This window comes from Paenarthrobacter sp. RAF54_2 (assembly GCF_052113945.1).
In the GTDB taxonomy this organism is placed as follows: domain Bacteria; phylum Actinomycetota; class Actinomycetes; order Actinomycetales; family Micrococcaceae; genus Arthrobacter.
This window is the reverse complement of the sequence record NZ_JBFRDV010000036.1, coordinates 1-17,525: the sequence shown is the minus strand read 5'-3', so window position 1 is coordinate 17,525 and position 17,525 is coordinate 1. Positions and strand designations below refer to the sequence as shown.

Annotated in this window: 13 protein-coding genes and 1 pseudogene; 7 read left to right on the top strand and 7 right to left on the bottom strand. The window is 59.5% G+C overall.

Going from position 1 to position 17,525, the window contains the following annotated elements:
- Positions 1 to 64 precede the first annotated feature (64 nt).
- The 4 genes from AB4Y87_RS24045 to AB4Y87_RS24030 are packed head-to-tail and all read left to right on the top strand — an operon-like array spanning position 65 to position 3,606.
- Positions 65 to 448 (top strand): MmcQ/YjbR family DNA-binding protein, encoded by a 384-nt coding sequence (locus AB4Y87_RS24045; protein ID WP_442006747.1) that lies wholly within the window; start codon positions 65 to 67, stop codon positions 446 to 448.
- Entirely contained in the window at positions 448 to 807 is a 360-nt protein-coding gene (locus tag AB4Y87_RS24040) for an MmcQ/YjbR family DNA-binding protein (RefSeq protein WP_442006746.1), read from the top strand. The genes AB4Y87_RS24045 and AB4Y87_RS24040 overlap by 1 nt, the downstream gene beginning before the upstream one ends.
- Positions 804 to 2,144 carry a replication-associated recombination protein A gene (locus AB4Y87_RS24035; protein ID WP_442006745.1) on the top strand — a complete coding sequence of 447 codons (1,341 nt, stop codon included), beginning with the start codon at positions 804 to 806 and terminating at the stop codon, positions 2,142 to 2,144. Before AB4Y87_RS24040 ends, AB4Y87_RS24035 begins: the two co-directional genes overlap by 4 nt.
- A 22-nt stretch (positions 2,145 to 2,166) precedes the next feature.
- Positions 2,167 to 3,606, top strand: a complete 1,440-nt coding sequence (locus AB4Y87_RS24030) for a carboxylesterase family protein (RefSeq protein ID WP_442006744.1) — start codon at positions 2,167 to 2,169, stop codon at positions 3,604 to 3,606.
- A gap of 154 nt (positions 3,607 to 3,760) precedes the next feature.
- Here AB4Y87_RS24030 and AB4Y87_RS24025 read toward each other — a convergent pair whose 3' ends face one another.
- From AB4Y87_RS24025 to AB4Y87_RS24005, 5 genes are all read right to left on the bottom strand, one after another.
- Entirely contained in the window at positions 3,761 to 4,546 is a 786-nt protein-coding gene (locus tag AB4Y87_RS24025; RefSeq protein WP_442006743.1) for an enoyl-CoA hydratase/isomerase family protein, read from the bottom strand.
- Between the two features lie 87 nt (positions 4,547 to 4,633).
- Positions 4,634 to 5,635, bottom strand: coding sequence for an NAD(P)H-dependent flavin oxidoreductase (locus tag AB4Y87_RS24020; RefSeq protein ID WP_442006763.1), 1,002 nt, complete (start codon positions 5,633 to 5,635; stop codon positions 4,634 to 4,636).
- Between the two features lie 156 nt (positions 5,636 to 5,791).
- Positions 5,792 to 7,945: an amylo-alpha-1,6-glucosidase gene (locus AB4Y87_RS24015; RefSeq protein ID WP_442006742.1), complete on the bottom strand. Its 2,154-nt coding sequence runs from the start codon at positions 7,943 to 7,945 to the stop codon at positions 5,792 to 5,794.
- Between the two features lie 164 nt (positions 7,946 to 8,109).
- Entirely contained in the window at positions 8,110 to 8,922 is an 813-nt protein-coding gene (locus tag AB4Y87_RS24010; RefSeq protein WP_442006741.1) for an alpha/beta hydrolase, read from the bottom strand.
- A gap of 303 nt (positions 8,923 to 9,225) precedes the next feature.
- Positions 9,226 to 11,514 (bottom strand): molybdopterin-dependent oxidoreductase, encoded by a 2,289-nt coding sequence (locus AB4Y87_RS24005; RefSeq protein WP_442006740.1) that lies wholly within the window; start codon positions 11,512 to 11,514, stop codon positions 9,226 to 9,228.
- A gap of 506 nt (positions 11,515 to 12,020) precedes the next feature.
- On the opposite strand from AB4Y87_RS24005, the pseudogene AB4Y87_RS24000 reads away from it, so the two are divergent.
- Both AB4Y87_RS24000 and AB4Y87_RS23995 read left to right on the top strand, forming a co-directional pair.
- Positions 12,021 to 12,242 (top strand): annotated as a pseudogene (locus AB4Y87_RS24000) (hypothetical protein); the annotation flags it as partial.
- Positions 12,197 to 13,312, top strand: coding sequence for an APC family permease (locus AB4Y87_RS23995; RefSeq protein ID WP_442006762.1), 1,116 nt, complete (start codon positions 12,197 to 12,199; stop codon positions 13,310 to 13,312). The pseudogene AB4Y87_RS24000 and the gene AB4Y87_RS23995, both read left to right, overlap by 46 nt.
- A gap of 654 nt (positions 13,313 to 13,966) precedes the next feature.
- Here the strand turns inward: AB4Y87_RS23995 and AB4Y87_RS23990 are convergent.
- Positions 13,967 to 15,130 (bottom strand): alcohol dehydrogenase family protein, encoded by a 1,164-nt coding sequence (locus AB4Y87_RS23990; protein ID WP_442006739.1) that lies wholly within the window; start codon positions 15,128 to 15,130, stop codon positions 13,967 to 13,969.
- A gap of 18 nt (positions 15,131 to 15,148) precedes the next feature.
- Positions 15,149 to 16,597, bottom strand: a complete 1,449-nt coding sequence (locus AB4Y87_RS23985; RefSeq protein ID WP_442006738.1) for an aldehyde dehydrogenase family protein — start codon at positions 16,595 to 16,597, stop codon at positions 15,149 to 15,151.
- Positions 16,598 to 16,951: 354 nt separating this feature from the next.
- Here AB4Y87_RS23985 and AB4Y87_RS23980 point away from each other — a divergent pair.
- On the top strand, positions 16,952 to 17,525 hold a 574-nt coding region (locus tag AB4Y87_RS23980), incomplete at its 3' end, for a GMC family oxidoreductase N-terminal domain-containing protein (RefSeq protein WP_442006737.1).

The window sequence follows — 17,525 nt, the reverse complement described above, 5'->3', positions numbered from 1 at the left end:
CTGTCAGACCAAGTGCGTACAATGGTACACACTTTGACCTTGATGAAAGCGTGAAGGAGGATACGTGCACGGTGACATGCTGCAACAGCGCGCCAGGGACCGCGTCGAAGAGCTGCCGGGCGCTGGACTCGAGCATCCGTTCGGGCCCGACTGGGACGTGTTCAAGGTGGGGGAGAAGGTCTTCATGTTGATGACCGAGGTCACGGGACAACCCATCGTGATCGTCAAGGCCGATCCTGAAGATGGAAAATCACTTCGCGAGGAATACGGTGACATCACCCCCGGCTATCACATGAACAAGGAACACTGGATCACGCTGCACCCCGGCGGAACCCTGACGGAGACCCTCGTTGATGAGCTGGTTACCGAGTCTTACCTGCTCGTCGTCGAAAATCTGCCCAAGGCGAAGCGCCCCGTAGACCCCGTCCGGTTTGGCAGGACAGGCTGATGACCCTCTCCGGTGACCGGCTGCAACAGGCTGCCCGTAACACCGCGGCCGCACTGGGCGATGTCAGCAATGGGCGGCCGTTCACGCCCCACCTCGACGTGTGGAAGGTACGTGACAAGGTGTTCCTCATCATCACCAAAGACGACCCCGATCAGCAGATCATCACCGTCAAAGCCGACCCGCACCACGCAGACGCGCTACGCCGCGACCACGACACGATCACCCCCGGGCGGTACCTGAACAAACACCACTGGATCTCCGTCGGACCCGGCCCCGGCATCACAAAGCAGCTCATCGAAAACCTGGTTCAGGACTCCTACGACCTCGCCTCCCACCACACCCGCGAGCAGCGATCGTGACCGAACAACCGCCGTCGCTGTTCGAAATGGACGATTCCTCCAGGCCCCTAGCAGACCGGCTGCGCCCGCGCACCCTGGCCCACGTCCTCGGCCAGGACCACCTCCTTGCAGCAGATGCCCCGATCGGGCGCATGGTCGGCGCGCAACGACTCGTGTCGATGATCCTGTGGGGGCCACCTGGCTGCGGGAAGACCACCATCGCCCGCCTCCTCGCAGAGCAAACCAACCTGGCGTTCGAACCGCTCTCCGCCACCTTCTCGGGTGTCGCGGACCTTCGCAAGGTGTTCCAAGCAGCCCAGCGCCGCCGGGAGATCGGGCAGGGAACACTGCTCTTCGTCGACGAGATCCACCGCTTCAACCGTGCCCAACAGGACTCTTTCCTGCCCTACGTCGAAGACGGCACAATTGTCCTCGTCGGCGCAACCACCGAAAACCCCAGCTTCGAACTCAACGGCGCACTGCTGTCCCGCTGCCAGGTATTCGTCCTGAAACGCCTCGACGACGTGGCGCTCCACGCCCTCATCAACCGCGCCGAAGACATACTCGGTGCACCGCTGCCCTTGGACGAGAACGCCCGGCAGGCGCTCATCGCCATGGCAGATGGAGACGGCAGGTACCTGCTGAACATGATCGAACAGGTCCAATCGCTGCCCGCGCCCGTGGATCCGATAACCCTCGCGGCCGCGGTTCAGAAGCGCGCGCCGCTATACGACAAAGCGCAGGAAGGCCACTACAACCTCATCTCGGCGCTCCACAAGTCGATGCGCGGCTCGGACCCGGACGCGGCCCTGTACTGGTTGGCCCGAATGCTCGACGGCGGCGAGGACCCGTTGTTCATCGCCCGCCGCATTACACGCTTCGCCACCGAAGACATCGGCATGGCCGACCCCAACGCGGTACTGCAGGCCCTCGCCGCCTGGGACGTTTATGAACGTCTCGGTTCCCCGGAAGGCGAACTCGCGATCGGCCAAGCCGTGCTCTACCTCGCAACAGCGCCCAAGTCGATCGGCGTGTACCGCGGCTTCAACAAGGCCCGCGCCGCAGCACAACGCACCGGGTCTCTGATGCCACCAGCGCACATCCTCAACGCCCCCACCCGGTTGATGAAAGACCTCGGCTACGGCAAGGACTACCAATACGACCCGGACACCGACACCGGATTCTCCGGTGCCGACTACTTCCCCGACGCCATGCCCCGGGAGACCTTCTACGAACCCACAACCAACGGATACGAACGCGCCATCAGCGAACGGCTCCGCCACTGGGCACAACTGCGGACCGCTGGCCCACAGGCCTCTATCCACAACAACAACTCCATTACCCCAGAAACTGACTGAGCTTTTAGAAAGGACTTCACCCGTGACCGACACCAGCGGCACCCCTACCAACCAACACGCAGTTCGCCTCTGGCTGGGCATTCCCTACGCCGCCGCTGAACGGTTCCGCCGACCCACCCTGCTGCCCTTCAACCCGGACCTGCCCTACGACCAGAAGGGACCCGCACCGCTTCAAGCCGGAGACACCAGCTGGCTCGAAGCCGACAACGGGTTCAGTGAGGACTGCCTGAACCTCAACGTCTGGGCACCCGAAAATGCTGGTGACGAGCCACTCCCTGTGGTCGTTTACATCTTCGGTGGCGGGTGGGAGCTTGGGGCGAACACCCAGACCACCTCGAACGCGTCAGGCCTGGCCGCGACTGGTCGGGCAATCGGCGTCTCGATCAACTACCGGCTCGGCCCGTTCGGCTGGCTCTCCCTCTCCCACTATGGCGGTGCACTCGAGCAGGCCACGAACCTTGGCCTGCAGGACATCATCACCGCATTGCGATGGGTGCGGGAGAACATCGACCGATTCGGCGGGAACCCGGAGAACGTCACCGTCACCGGCCACAGTGCCGGCGCCTTCTCCGCCCTCGGCCTTCTTGCCGCGCCATCAGCCGACGACCTCTACCACCACATCGCCGCGTTCTCCGGCATGCCATCACGCCTGGTGCCGGCCTGGGGAGCGGAAGAGCGCGCGCTGGAAGTCCTCACCGAGCTGGGAATTCAGGACGATCCCGAACAGCTGTTGAAAGTGGACGCGAAGCGGCTCGCCGAGACGATGAGCAAAACGCAACTGTCAGACCCTGGTGCACGGCACGGTATCGACAACAACGTCATCGCAATCGTCGATGACCGCACTCAGCCCGGCGGCGTCATCGCCGATCATCCCCTGAAAGCCCTCGAGTCCGGACGCCACCGAGACGTCGACATATTGTTCAGCAGCGCCACTCACGAGACCGACTGGTGGGTCCAGCACAAGACGGACGAGTTCGACCCCCGCAGCATCAGCGACCTCGTCGATGAATTCGCCACCCGGAACCGCGTCCCACGCAGCCGCGCCCGAAAAATCATCGCTGCGTACGACGTCGAAAGGCGCACCCCGGTCGAGGCCCGCGGCGCATTGCTCACCGACTTCTCCTTCACCCTGCCTCAGGTCCGTGGCGCGCTCGCGCACGCCGCGGCTGGAGGGAGCGCGCATCTGCTCTCCGTCGGCCCTGTGGAAGGTGCGCATGCCGTCCACGGCACGGAGCTGTACGGCATCGTTGGCCAGATGCGACCTGGCGCCAGCGACGAGCAGGTACTCCGCGACACCTTCATTCGGGACGCCCTACTCTCCCTCGCATCGGGCACCACCGACCAATTGTGGGAGCCCGTGACCGCCACACCCACCACGAAGGGCATCGGCAACATGCCCTACGACGCCACCACCCACGCCAAGAACGTGCTCGAGATCTTCACGGACATCGAACGACCGTAACCACCGCCAACGGATTCGGATCTTTAGGATGACTCTGGATGTCACCGAGCGGCGCTTCACCCAAGTACCCATGACAGCAGGAATGACCGCGTCCCGCGACGTGAGCAGTTCAGCATGTGCTATTTGTCGTAAAGACGGGGATCAGTGCGTAGATTCATTTACCGGTGAACTCGATGGCGTCAAGGTCTTCTTTGTTATGAAAAGCGGCAACGGCACGCTTGTGGTCCTCAGTGGCAGCCAGGACTCCCTGCGCAAGGCCCTCACGGTCCAGTGCATCTCGGAGGGTGCCGTCCACAGAGCGGTTGGTAAGGAACTTTGTCAGTCCGAGGGCCAGAGGGGCCCGTCGGGAAAGCGCAGCACAGTAGGCCACGGCTTGGTCGTCAAAAGACTCGCCCTCCAGAACCTCGGCAACGAATCCCAGCTGTTTGCCTTCCTGCGCGGAGAACCTGCGCATGTTTAGCACCGCCTCCTTGGCACGGTGCAGGCCGATGGATTGGGCGAGAAGATAAGTTCCCCCCATGTCCGGCATGAGACCCATTTTCACGAAAGACTGTTGGAACCAGGCTTGCGGAGCGGCCAAGATGAGGTCACAGGCAAGGGCAAGGTTGAAACCGGCCCCCGAAGCAATGCCGTTCACGGCGGCCACGACCGGCTTCTGGAGGTTGTACAGGCCTTCGGTAATCTGGCGGCCGTAAGTCAGCACTTGATTCATCTCAGCCGGAGTGCGTTGCCCCATGCCTTGAATATCGCCACCGGAACAAAACGCACGGCCAGCACCCGTCAACATCAGCACCCGCACCTCAGGTTCAGCTCCTGACCGGACAATCTGCTCCACCAAGGCACGCTTGACTGGATCATCAAGCGCGTTCAAAGTGTCCGGTCCGTCCAGCCGACAGCGGAGTACCCCCGGTGCTGGGCGGTCAATCCTGAGGTCTGTCATGTCGGCACTCCCAGTAAGGAGCGGGGGCCCACCACGAGGTGGTGCAAGCCGACGTGGGTTTGTCGCCCCGTCACAGCTTCCAAATTGCTAGGCGTCAACAGCATCGCTGCTATCACAGTTCTCGTGGAACGGGCGAAATTCGGGAATCTGGCAAGCAGCGCCGTACTCAATACGTAGGCGTTGAACCAACTCCGATACTGAAGGAACATCGTCGATGAGGTCGATGCCTTGGCCGGCACTCCAGATGTCACGCCATGGTCGAGTCTTGGGCGGCAGATGATCATAATTGCCGCGGCCGGATGAGACCGGAAGATCCTCAGGATCCAAGCCAATTGAGGTGAGCGAGGGCCTCAACCAATTGGCCGGAACGGCAGTTACGCTGCTCGTGTAGATCAGATCAGTCGATCTCGCCTCCACAAGCATCCGCCGATAGGCGGGGGCAACATTCGCCTCTTTCGTCGCAATGAACCGAGTTCCCAGGTACGCAAGATCGGCCCCGAGGATCTCTGCGGACCTGATCGCGGCGCCGGTTGAAATGGTCCCGGCTAAGAGAACTGTGCCATCGAACATACTCCGCACCTGCGGAATAAAGACGAATGGGCTGAGTAACCCTGAGTGGCCACCTCCTCCGCCGACGATACAAGTCAGACCGTCGACGCCGGCGGAGATCGCCTTCTCAGCGAAGCGCATGCTCGTGACATCGTGAAAGACCTTGCCACCCCATCCCTGGACAACTCGGGTGAGTTCGGTCGGATCGCCCATCGCACTGACGATAACGTCCACACCATACCGAGCGCAGAGATCAAGGTCTTCTTTCATTTCATCAGCGGTCCTGCGACGAGAAAAATTTACTGCAAGGGGACCGATGATCGCGGAGGGATACAACTCGTGATGCTCGTCAAGGTCGCGGCGGATCTGGCGGAGCCAGTCCCCAAATTGTGCGAGGTCTGCGGCGTTGTGTCGGGGCAAAACGCCCATGATTCCCGATTTGCACGCTTCGCGGACCAAGTCGGGCCCGGACACCCCTGCCATAGGTGCGCACACAACTGGCAGAACGAGCGAGTTACGTTGTGCTGGATCCAATGACATGTTGTGCCCTCTGCTCTTTAGTCTTGGAGACTTGGTCGGCGGTTTCAGGTCGCCACACACCGAAAAATAGCGATGGCCCAACAGTAACATAGTTGTGTGTCACAAAGTAAGTTTCTGCCAACGTCCGTGAGCATCTGGCTTGTTGCCCCGTCGGTGTTAGCCCTTTTGGCGTCGATCGGCTTGGTCTACCAGCTCAGTGATCCACGGCCTGTGCCCGCGATGGAAAGTCAAGTCTTTGGGTAACCCCTCGACGGATGGGATGGAGTTTGAGATGTCGATGGTGATCCGTCCGCCAGCCATGGGAGCGTTTGTGATGTGGACGTCGCCAAAGGACGCGGGGAGGACTGGGTCCATCCACACGCCGCCTTGAGAAACGTGTGCGTCGTACCGCATCAGGCCTGTCACCAGCAATATGGGCGTTGTTGATGCCCAGGCCTGGGGTGAACATGCCGTCGGATAGGGCAGGGGTACGGCGAATTGTTCCCGGCTGAACCCGCAAAATAATTCAGGGAGGCGGCCACCGGAAAACTCGGCGGCCTCCAGCAGGGCGGTCGAGATCCGTTGAGCCTCGTCCACAAACCCATATCGCAGCAGTCCGGCTGCAATAATGGCATTGTCGTGGGGCCATACGGAACCGTTGTGATAGCTGGCGGGGTTATAGGCGCCCATGTCCGTGGCCAAGGTTCGGACGCCCCATCCGCTGAACATTTCGGGGGACATGAGGTGCTTCACCACCGACGGAGCCTTGTCCTCATCCACAAGTCCGAGCCATAGGCAGTGACCCATGTTGGAAGCGCAAGCGTCGACCTGGCGCTTCTTGCCGTCCAAGGCCACGGCGTAATAGCCACGTTCCGGCATCCAGAATTCCTCGTTGAAGCGCTTCTTTAACTGCAACATAAGATCGGCATACTCGTTCCCCAGGGCATCGTCGCCGGCGTCATAAGCCATCCAGGCGCGGGCCGCGTAGGCTCCGTAGACATACGCCTGCACCTCACACAGGGCTATCGGTGGCTCGGGCATACTTCCATCCGCGAAATTAATACCGTCCCAGGAATCCTTCCAGCCCTGATTAATCAACCCCCGATTGTTCAGGCGCTCATATTCGACGAAACCGTCGCCGTCTTTGTCCCCGTATTTCTGAATCCATTCCAGCGCGCGGTCTGCATGAGGCAGCAGAGCGGCAATGGTGTCCGCTGCAAATCCCCAGCGACTAACCGATCCGAGAACCATGACGAACAAAGGGGTCGCATCAACGCTGCCGTAATAGGTGGCTTTTCCTCCCAGCGCCAGTGCGCTTGAGACATCCAACCTGACCTCGTGCAAAATCTTGCCGGGTTCTTCTTCGCTAATTGGATCCACTATGCGTCCCTGGCGGTCGGCGAGCGTTTGCAGCGTGCCCAGCGCTAAGGAGGGATCAATTGGAAGCGACATCTCCGAAGCCCATAGTGAGTCCCGGCCAAAAAGGGTCATGAACCACGGTGCACCGGCGGCCACGACGACCCGGTCTGGGTGATTAGGGTCTTCGATCCTGAGTGCACCCAGATCGTCATAGCTACGCCGCATAGTCCGTTCAATCGACCGGTTCCCCATCTGCAGGACCGGAATCTTGGCCACCCACTGTTGTCGGCGTCGGTCACTGGGGGAGAGTTCGCCGTCGGCGTGAACGAAAGACGCTGGACGACTGCCGCCCTCGGTTTCGGGCATCACCGTCAGGGTTGTGCTCCACCGGCCGTGCGGTGGGATGGTCACCCTGTATGTCAGGGTTTCGGGCGTAACCTGTGCTCCTGGGGCACGAATAACAACGCCCTTTCGGACATCTTGCCAGGTGGCTTGAATGATCAGCTCATCGCCCCGGTTCTGGCGGGTTTGGTCCCAGCGCCTTTTGATTCGGGCCTCCTTCACTTCGAAAAGATCAGCGAAATCGGCCGCAACTCTAAGCGAAACCAGGCAGTCCACACTCGCCGGCGAGTAGTTCCGAACGGTGATCTGTTCGTGGATTCCTGACCCTACTTCGCGCAGCCGCTCCACAATAAGGGGGCTATCGGCACGTCCGCTAAGGCCGGGTACCCGCCCAGCAAATAGCGCGCGGTACGGCTCCTTCGTTTCAGCTCCCAACTCTTCTACGAGCTGGCCGTCTACGGACAAGCCCCAGTGCGACAGGATACGAGTGTCTTGGACGAAAAGACCATGCGGATGCTCAGGATGGATGTCACCATTCGCCAAGGAGATACAGAAAGACGAACCCTCAACCAGGGTTACCGTGCCTGCACCCAGAGGCCCCGCAGCGTTATCAACATTCCAACCGGACATTTCAGCCCTCCGAGTAGAGGCTAGCGCTGTTTAGCCACCGATGCGCTACACGTCCCAAGTGAACATTTCCTCGAAATGGACGCTACTCTCGCCTGTGCTTATAGGCCAGAGCGTGGACACCGGAAACGAGTAACTTTGGTGGATTCAGGAGGGGTACGAGCCGCTCAGAGGGCCTGAACTTTCTCGTCCAGCGACTGTTTAGCATCTTGTTCGATTCTCGTCATTCTCCTGTCGTACCACCCTCTCCGGACGGCTGCCGACTCCTTGGAGACGTGGGCTTCGGGCACCATCAGATCGGAACCATGTATTGTGCCCGCCCATTGGTGCAGGTCTGCTGTGCCACCGGAACGCCAGATTGCCTGGGCCAAAGCCGTTGTGTCGTCTCGGAAGGCATCACTAGTGCCGCACATGAGAAATGCGGGTGGGAAGCCGGAGAAATCTTCGTCGACCAGTCGGCCAAGAGCGAGGTGCGGATAGTCCGCAAGTATCGTGGGGGAGGCTTTTCCCAGGACGGCGTTCCACATCACGCGGTACATGCTGGCGAGGGCTTCAGAACTGCTTTCCAGTTGTTGATAGGAGTGCGAGCCCATCCGATCGTCAATCATGGCCCCGTCGATGACCAAGCCGGCATATTCCAGGGCGGCTGCCCGCGCTTCAAACGCTACTGCAGCGGCGAGGCCAGCACCGCCGCTGAGTCCATGCAGGAACAGGGCGTTCCGTGGATAGTTGAGTTTGTCTGCATGGGCTGCGACCCATCTAAAAGCATCAAGGGAATCCAGCATCCCGGCTGGGGCGGGGTTTTCGGGTGCCCGGCCGTATTCCACTGCAACGACGAGTAAGGACTGATCTTCTGCGATGTCCAAAATTTGGGGAAGATCCAGTGAGAGAGCCGCCCCTGAAACCATCCCGCCGCTATGCAACCAGACGATGGCACCACGTGTCGGCTGGCGTGCCGGACGTATGACATGCAGGGTCACGGAGCGTCCCTGCCGGCCCTGTATGACCTTCGTGCGAGCGGTGAACGTTCCATTACGAGTAATCTGATCTTCCCCTAGAACTAATTCCCTCTGCTGAATCATCGCTTCGAGCGCGGCCCGTTGGTCTTCGTGGCTTGGAATGCTGGCGACGAACGGTGCGATTTCTGGATCGTAGGGAGGGAGGGGACCGACGGCAGAGGGTTGAACTGACATTGACAATCCGTTTCTTAGGGCCGAATGCGGTACGAGTGATCGGGTGCAGGAATGAACCCCGCGCAGAGCCGAGTGCAATGAGCCAGCATGCTACTGCTCCGGCACCAAGACGGGCGGTGTAAGCACATCCAGTTCAGGAATATCGCCTGACCATGCTTCAACTTCAACGAGCGCGTGCTGGGCAGTAGTGGCCTGTGAAAGACTTGAGGACGGCCTGTCGGATGTCAGCACATTGGGATTGCCGTGGCGGCAGAACGATGGATCATCGGGATCGGGGTCGTACCAGGCCCCTGCTGAAAGCTGGACAACGCCCGGACGGATCGCAGCGGAAGTCACCAGGCCGGCCAGGCACCTTCCCCGGTCGTTTCGAACCAAGACAACCTGACCGTCCGAAAGTCCCCGGGCAGCGGCATCTTCAGGATTCATTCGAAGGGGCTCGCGTCCCTGTATTTTAGACTTTTGGCTGGTGGCCCCTATGTCCAGCTGGCTGTGTAGTTTGGTCTTAGGTTGATTCGCTATCAGATGCAGCTTGTAATCGCCAGCTGATCCAAGCCATTCGTCGGGCTCAATCCAAACGGGATGACCGGGGCAATCAGGGTAGCCGAAACTTTCGATCTTCGAGGAAAAAATCTCAATCTTGCCGCTGGGGGTGGCCAGTGGATTCCCAATTGGATCGCGCCGGAACTCGGAAAAAAGAACCTGATCCGGTTTTATCACGGGGATCTCAATCTTCTCGCTCGCCCAAAATGTGTCGAAATCCACGACGACTGTTCCCTTGTCAGCGAGCCTCTTCTGCCACCCGTCGTATAGATGGCGAAGCCAGCCCATAGTGTCCCGGTTTTCGGTGAAAACTTCACCCCGTCCCATCTTTTCCGCCACAGCGGCGAAAATATCGAAATCATCGCGTGCTTCTCCAGCGGGCGCCGTCAGAGCGTGCATGGGAAAGAACGTAGGGTCGTTACGGCCGGCCCCGTAATCGTTTCGCTCAAACGTCATGGTTGCAGGCAGTACTATATCGGCGTGCCGTGCGGTACTCGTCCAGAACTGTTCATTAACGATGACCGTTGCCGGCTTTGACCATGCTTTACGGAATTTGGCAAGGTCTTGGTGATGATGGAAGGGGTTGCCGCCGGCCCAATAGATCAATTCGATTTTCGGCAAAGTCAGACGGTTGCCATTGAAGTCGATCTGGCTGCCAGGTTCGAGCAACATGTCCGAGATCCGCGCTACGGGGATATAGGACGGTTCTTCGTTTCGCCCCTGGGGAAAGGACGGGGCGCTCGAGACCCGCAATGGCAATCCGACGTCCGCAGAAGAGCCATACCCATGCTGGAAACCACCGCCAGGCAGGCCTATCTGACCCAGCATGGCTGCCAGTGTCACACCGAGCCAAACAGGTTGCTCGCCATGCTGTTGCCGCTGCATCGACCAACTGATGTTAATCATCGTCCGCGAGGCTGCCATCTCGCGCGCAAGCCGAACGATTCGCTCAGCCGGTATCGACGTCAACTTTTCTGCCCATTGAGGATTCTTGGGCGCTCCGTCAATTTCACCGCGTACGTAGGACAAGAATTTGTTCGCCCCAACGCAATAGCGGTCCAGGAATTGCGAGTCAGCGAGGTTTTCAGCATCCAAAACGAAGGCCAGTGCCAGCATCAAAGCGGCATCACTGCCCGGAACGGGGGCGATCCATTCGGCCTGGGCCTCCCCATAAGTATCATCTGCGATTGGTGATACATCGATGAAGCGGCAGCCGCGCGCAACCGCGTCCTTAATTGCGTTGCGGGCGACATGGCGGCCAATTCCACCTGGGCCTATTCCACTGTTTTTTTCTGACAATCCGCCAAATGCAACGAACAGTTGCGTGTTCTGGCTGACCACGTCCCAGGATGTTGCCCTCGCCATAATTTCAACCGGGGGAGCGATGACGTGCGGAAGCAGGACGCCGGAGGCCCCGTAACTGTAGTCCGTCACACCTGCGACATATCCGCCGAGGGAGTTCAGGAATCTGTGGATTTGGCTTTGGGTGTGATGGAAACGGCCGGCGCTGGCCCATCCATATGAGCAGCCGTATACGGCCGTGGGGCCGTATTCCGCGTAGACCCGACTGAGTTCCGCACTTACCAGCTCTATGGCCCGTTCCCAAGACACCTCCACGAATGGCTCAGAACCACGTCCTGATCCACTCCCCGGTCCGTGCTCCAGCCATCCTGAACGAACGGCCGGGCGCAGCACGCGAGTTGGATGATGTTGCGCTGAGGCCACATTATCGAGAATGTCTCTGGGGTCCGGATCTCCAGACCAGGGTTTGACGGACTTTAGAGACGTTCCGTCGCTCTCAGCTTCGAAGGCTCCCCAGTGTGTCAAATGCGTGCCCATGCTTTGGGTCCCCTTGCGTCGTGTCCCGTACGTCGATCTGGATCCCGTTTACATCGTCAGACGTACCAGGCCACTTTGTAAACAGGCTAGGGCCAGAAACGGGGTGGTGAACATTGGAGTAGAGCCGAGAGCCGGTTCGTGTGCTCGGGGAAACTCCAACCCAACGCCCAGACATGGCTGGAACACGAACGAAACCATCGACCAACCTTGGTGAGTTGGCCAGTTCCGGAGGCGTAGTCGTGGGGCCAATATCGTGTCATATCGCTGAACTCTGAGTGTCCAAACGACGCCTGGAGCGGCGGTTCCGAAATCAGATACCGAAGCGTGAACCAAGAAGGGAAATCGAATGGATTTGACGATTCCGGCGGCCGCTGAGCGGTCCACTCAATCGCCCCACCTCACTGGCAACATGGGCTTCTTCAGCTGATCTTTAGCGTGATGGCCTACAACGCACCGATGGTAGTTGTCATCGGAATTATCCCGATCATGGTCGTGAGGGGGCCGGTATCGGAACTCCCATCTCCTTTGTCGTAGCCGGTATCATCCTGGCTCTGTTCTCAGTCGGATTCACCAGAATGGCAAGGGTGTTGCCAAATCCGGGCGGCTTCTATGCTCTTATCACTGCAGGTCTCGGCCGCCATGTAGGCCTGGGGTCCGGTTATATCGCTTTGCTCGCTTATTTCTGCGTCTACGCCGGCACCTTCTCGTTCGCTGGCATCGTAGCGGGAGAACTCATTACAAACACTCTGCATGGTCGGAGCTTCCCTGGTATGCCTGGGCGGCCTGCTTTTGGCTGGGTTCAGCGGTCCTCAGCTATTTCAAGGTCGAGTTGTCAGCTAAGGTTCTCACGATCTTCCTCTTCTCCGAACTGACTGTCATCGTTGTCTACTGCGCCTTGGTTTTCATTAATGGAGGTGCCAATGGTGCTGGCGTTTCCTTGGAGCCTCTGAGCCCGGCCCATTGGTTTGACGGAAACTTCAGTCTGGGAGTTCTCCTGGCGATCGGTATGTATGGTGGATTCGAGGTCACCGTGCTCTTCCGGGAGGAAGTACGTAATCCAGTCCGTGTCATCCCCCGTGCCACCTTCGCAGTCATTGCCATCGCCATGGCGACTTATGCATTGTCGTCGGTTGTATTCATATGTTCTTTGGGCATCGACAACGTAGTAGGGCTGGCACAGGAAGACCCGACCGGGGCAATGAATGCCAGTATTCACTCCTCTGGTGGAGAATTGCTCGCCACCCTTGCAGCAGTGATGGTCGTTACAAGTACCTTCGCGGTGATCCTGGCTGCGCACAACATCACTGCACGATACGTCTTCAACCTCAGCGCCGATAAGATCCTGCCTGCGAGGATGGCCTCAGTCCATAAGCGTCACGGATCGCCGCACATCGCCTCAATCATGACCAGCGCTGCTGCCCTCGTTCTCAATGCTGCCGCCGTTGTTTTCGGGCTGGATCCCCTCGTCTTCTACACGGCGGTACTTGGTATGACCAGTTTCATCGCCCTGGTCATCATCTTTGTCTGCAACATGTCCGTGGGAACCTATATGCGTCGTAACGGCGGCCAGCTCGCCTCCCCCTGGGCAACCGTTGCTTGCCCGATTCTGGCTGCAGTAGGCCTGGGCAGCGTCCTGGTGATGGCTGCAATAAACTTCCCCATGTTGGTTGGAGGTTCCGAAGCACTAGCCGGTGGACTCATGGCCTTTATCGTCGGTGTGTTCGTCCTGGGCGTAGTGACGGCGAGCGTCCATCGCCGTAAAAATGCTGATATTTACAGCCGCATCGGTCGGCAGTAATCTCCCGTTCCCAAGGTACTGACGACGGCGACGCCACCTCGGAAGGGGGCGTCGCCCTCGTCGTTTATCCACGCTGTTAGAGCCAGATGGGGCGACTGGCTGGCTCCGCTGATAGTTATCGTGGCGTCCTGCCCACGTAAGCGGTAGCGACTCCCAGTCCAGCCACGGTACGCATCAGCGGCATCCCCCTCGAGCAAGTCTGCGGCGGCCGCTGCCAGCAACGCCATGGCGTCGCGACCAGTGCTGAGATCAGCCCGTTTGTGGCACCCCGGTCATCCCAGGATTGCCCGTGCAAGCRTATCCATTCGCCTTCGTGTGGCGTGCAACTGCGGCCTGTCCGGTGGGGACTTCACGGTTGACACGGCGGACCGCGTCGTCCAACATCGTGGCGTCTACTGCGCACCGGACCTCCCATTCAGAATCCCCCGCAGATCCTACGTCAGCGGCTTCGCGGTTTCCGAGTCCGCCATGCTCTGCAAGGCTTACAGCACCAGACCGATCCGATCACCGCCGCCGGACCGGTGGTTGGTCACTGCCGCGAGGGAAACAAATCCTCCATCATCGAATTGGGAAACAACCGTTCCCGATACATGGCAGGAAAAGCGAAAACGCTGGCCGGGACCATCAAGTCCCGGCCAGCGTTTTAACGAGTTTTCAGTTCTGCGTACTTGACTCCGAAGTCATGGAACCGTCGGGCGTAACGACAATCTTGCCGATATGGGTTCTCTTCAGCATCGTTTCCTGAGCCTTACTGAGCTCAGAGAGCGGAAAGACCTCTTCTACGAGAGGCTTGATCTTTCCCTCCTCGATGAGACTGACAAGACGCGCAAAGGTCTCCGGCGTCGGGTTAGTGATCCCGTGCAACTCCAGATCCTTATAGATGAGCTCCCGAAGGTCAATGCGGCTCACCGGTCCACCGATGGCTCCTGCGGTCGCATATCGACCCCCACGCCGAAGCATGAGGAGCAAACTCTCGAACATGCTCCCCCCGACAACATCGATAACGACGTCGGCACCACGTTCACCGATGACAGCTGCTACGGCAGCCGCCAGGTCCGGTACGTCTCGAGCGACAAATCCGTCGACGCCGAGCTCCCGCAGCCGTGCCTCTTTGCCGGCACTCGCAATGGCGATAACACGGGCCCCACGTGCCTGCGCCAGCTGGATCGTCGCAGTGCCCACCCCGCCGGCTGCGCCGGTGACGACGACTGTCTCGCCGTCGCTCAGCCCGGTCCGGGCCAGCATCTCCTCGGCGGTGTCGTAAGAGCAGGGAAAAGTGGCGAGCTCAGCATCGCTGAGGTCGGCGCTCACCCGGTGGGCGTTCACGGACGGCACATGCACATACTCTGCGAAACCTCCGTCCCGGTCTCCACCCAGGTACTCAACAATCTGTGCACGGCGAGGAAGCTTCGGATCCCGAACAGACGGGTCTACGACGATTCGGGTACCGATCCGGCTGTTATCCACTCCTTCCCCGACTGCAACGATCGTTCCAGCTACAGAGGCCCCCTGAACACGGGGAAACGACATTTTCGTGTTATTCCARGTGGCGCCGGCATCGTCGTCGCGCCCCGACCGGCCGAGCTCCTCCGAGACAGACTCCTCGACGACCCGGTCGTACCATCCCGTGCGCGTGTTGATCTCGGTATTGTTGAGCGCGCATGCACCGACCTTGACCAGCACTTCTCCCGGCCCCGGAACAGGGGTCGGCACATCGGTCCGGTACACCAGCTGATCGAGACCGCCGTGGCCGACCAGCTGGACCGCAGCCATCATTGTGGGAATGTTCGTAATCGTGGTCACTGCTCTCTCTGTCATCTCTTAGTCCTCCAGCTTCTAAAGGTCGAGGCCAGGCTTGACCATGACGTGCTTCAGCTGGGAGTACTCGTCCAGCCCGTGCAGCGATAGTTCGCGGCCGTAGCCCGACTCACCGTATCCACCGAATGGCATCTCTGACACATTCGGCGTGTGTTGGTTGACCCAGACCGTGCCGAAGCGCAGTTCTTTGCTAAAGCGCAGAGTGCGCGCAAGATTGGTCGTCCACACGCTGGCCGACAGGCCGTAATTGACGTCGTTCGCGAGCTGCAGCATTTCGTCGTCGCTTTTTGCCGACTGGATACTCACTACCGGGCCGAACACTTCGCTCTGAACGATCTCGTCCGTCTGCTTGACGTCGGTGATCACAGTCGGTTCGATAAACCAGCCCGGACGATCTGCCTGTCGTCCGCCCTGCCTGATCGTGTTGCCGGCATCCCGTGCGCGTTCGATGAACCCGAGGACGGACTTCAGTTGCTTTTCTGAAATGACGGGTCCCAGCGTGGTGGCAGGATCGGATGGGTCGCCGAGGACAAGCTCGCTCACTTCCTTGCAGTACGCCTCGACGAATTCCTCGTAGACAGACTCTTCAACGATGATGCGGCAAGCAGCCGTGCAATCCTGGCCAGCGCCGGAATAGCCGAAAGTCACGAGGTCCCTGGCCGTCTCGCGAATCGGGCTATCCGCGAACACCAGCACCGGAGCCTTACCGCCAAGCTCCAGGCCCACCTTTTTGACGGTGTCCGCAGCCGTTGCCGCCACAAACTTGCCGGTCGAGGTTGCTCCGGTGAACGCGATCTTTCGAATTCCGGGGTGTTTGGCCATCGCAGTCCCCGCCGATCCGCTACCCAGGATGAGGTTGATTACGCCTTCAGGAAGGAAGCGGTTGGCGATCTCTACAAGCTTGAGGGTACTGAGTGGTGTCACGGTCGCCGGCTTGAGCAGCATTGTGTTGCCGGCTGCGAGGGCTGGCGCGATCTTCCAAGCTCCCATAAGGAGAGGATAGTTCCAGGGCGTGATGAGCCCGACGACACCGAGCGGCTCCCGCCGAACCCATGAGGTACTCTCGTTGTCGTACTCATCGACGGCGGGCGCCGTGGAGATGCGGGCAGCACCCGCGAAGAATCGAAGAACATCCACGACAGTCGGCACCACGAAGTCGCGTACGTCTCCGATCGGAAGGCCCACGTTCAGGCTCTCGATCCGCGCGAACTCCTCGATTTCCTGCTCGACGGCGTCAGCGATCTTAAGCAGCGCGGCCGCGCGCTCAGCAGGGGACGTGCTTCCCCATGTCTTGAACGCCTCCGAAGCTCGCTGCACGGCAGCATCGACGTCGGAATCAGACGCTATGGGGAATCTGGCGATTACTTCGCCGGTCGCCGGGTTGAATACGTTCGAAGCGTCTTCACCTTTCTCATCAGCGAGGTACGTTTCCGCAAAGGCCATAAAGTCCATGCTTTCCAGGGTCATTGTCGAGTTGCTCCTCAGTGGTCGTGGTCGTCGTCCAAGGTTGGGTCACTGTCAAGCTCAATCATCGCCTTGCCGCGGCGGTCGCCGCCTCGTAGATTTTCCGATGCGAGCACAGAAAAGTGAGCCCTGGCACAACTGACAACGATGCGCGGGCATCTGCACTGGCTTTCCGGGTGGGCCCGTCTGGGAACATGGAGATCTCATGATCTGTCATCGGTCACAAGATGCCGTCCGTTACTTCGTAATCTTCCCTAGCCCCTCGCTCGGGCACTTGGGGAAGGATGTTGGCAAGGCATGGATTTCAGTCGAGCGAGGCCGTTCGAACAACGCCATCTACCAAGTGAGGACAAAACAATGAAGCTTGACGCTTATGACTACATCATTGTTGGGGGAGGTTCCGCAGGTTGCGTCCTCGCGAACCGTTTGAGCGAAGATCCACAAAACCGGGTATTGGTCCTTGAAGCCGGTCACAGATACTCCTCACTTGATGTCCCCGTGCGGGTGCCTGCAGCATTCCTCTTCCTCATGGGCCACCCTTTCTACGACTGGCGTACCAAGTCGGAGCCAGAGACAGGGCTTAAGGGTCGTCGAATTGACCATTATCACGGCAGGGTCATGGGGGGAAGCAGCTCGATTAACGGGATGTTTTATCAGCGCGCCAATCCACTCGTCTACGAGCGCTGGGCCCAAGAGACCGGAACCGAAGAATGGGACTACGCTCACGTTCTTCCGTACTTTAAGCGGATCGAGACGTTCAAGGGATCGGATCCAACCGGTGAGTACCGAGGTCGATCGGGACCTATTCCAGTTAATCAGCATCATCACAACGGATCGCGAAACCCGTTGTTCGATGCGCTCTTTGAAGCGGCCGAGCAATCGGGCTACGAACTCGTCAACAACGTCAACGGCTACCGCCAAGAGGGCTTCT

Coding starts and splice junctions, on each gene's coding strand:
- AB4Y87_RS24020 (WP_442006763.1), bottom strand. CDS start 5,635: ATGTCATTGGATCCAGCACAACGTAACTCGCTCGTTCTGCCAGTTGTG.
- AB4Y87_RS24040 (WP_442006746.1), top strand. CDS start 448: ATGACCCTCTCCGGTGACCGGCTGCAACAGGCTGCCCGTAACACCGCG.
- AB4Y87_RS24005 (WP_442006740.1), bottom strand. CDS start 11,514: ATGGGCACGCATTTGACACACTGGGGAGCCTTCGAAGCTGAGAGCGAC.
- AB4Y87_RS24025 (WP_442006743.1), bottom strand. CDS start 4,546: ATGACAGACCTCAGGATTGACCGCCCAGCACCGGGGGTACTCCGCTGT.
- AB4Y87_RS24015 (WP_442006742.1), bottom strand. CDS start 7,945: ATGTCCGGTTGGAATGTTGATAACGCTGCGGGGCCTCTGGGTGCAGGC.
- AB4Y87_RS23985 (WP_442006738.1), bottom strand. CDS start 16,597: ATGACCCTGGAAAGCATGGACTTTATGGCCTTTGCGGAAACGTACCTC.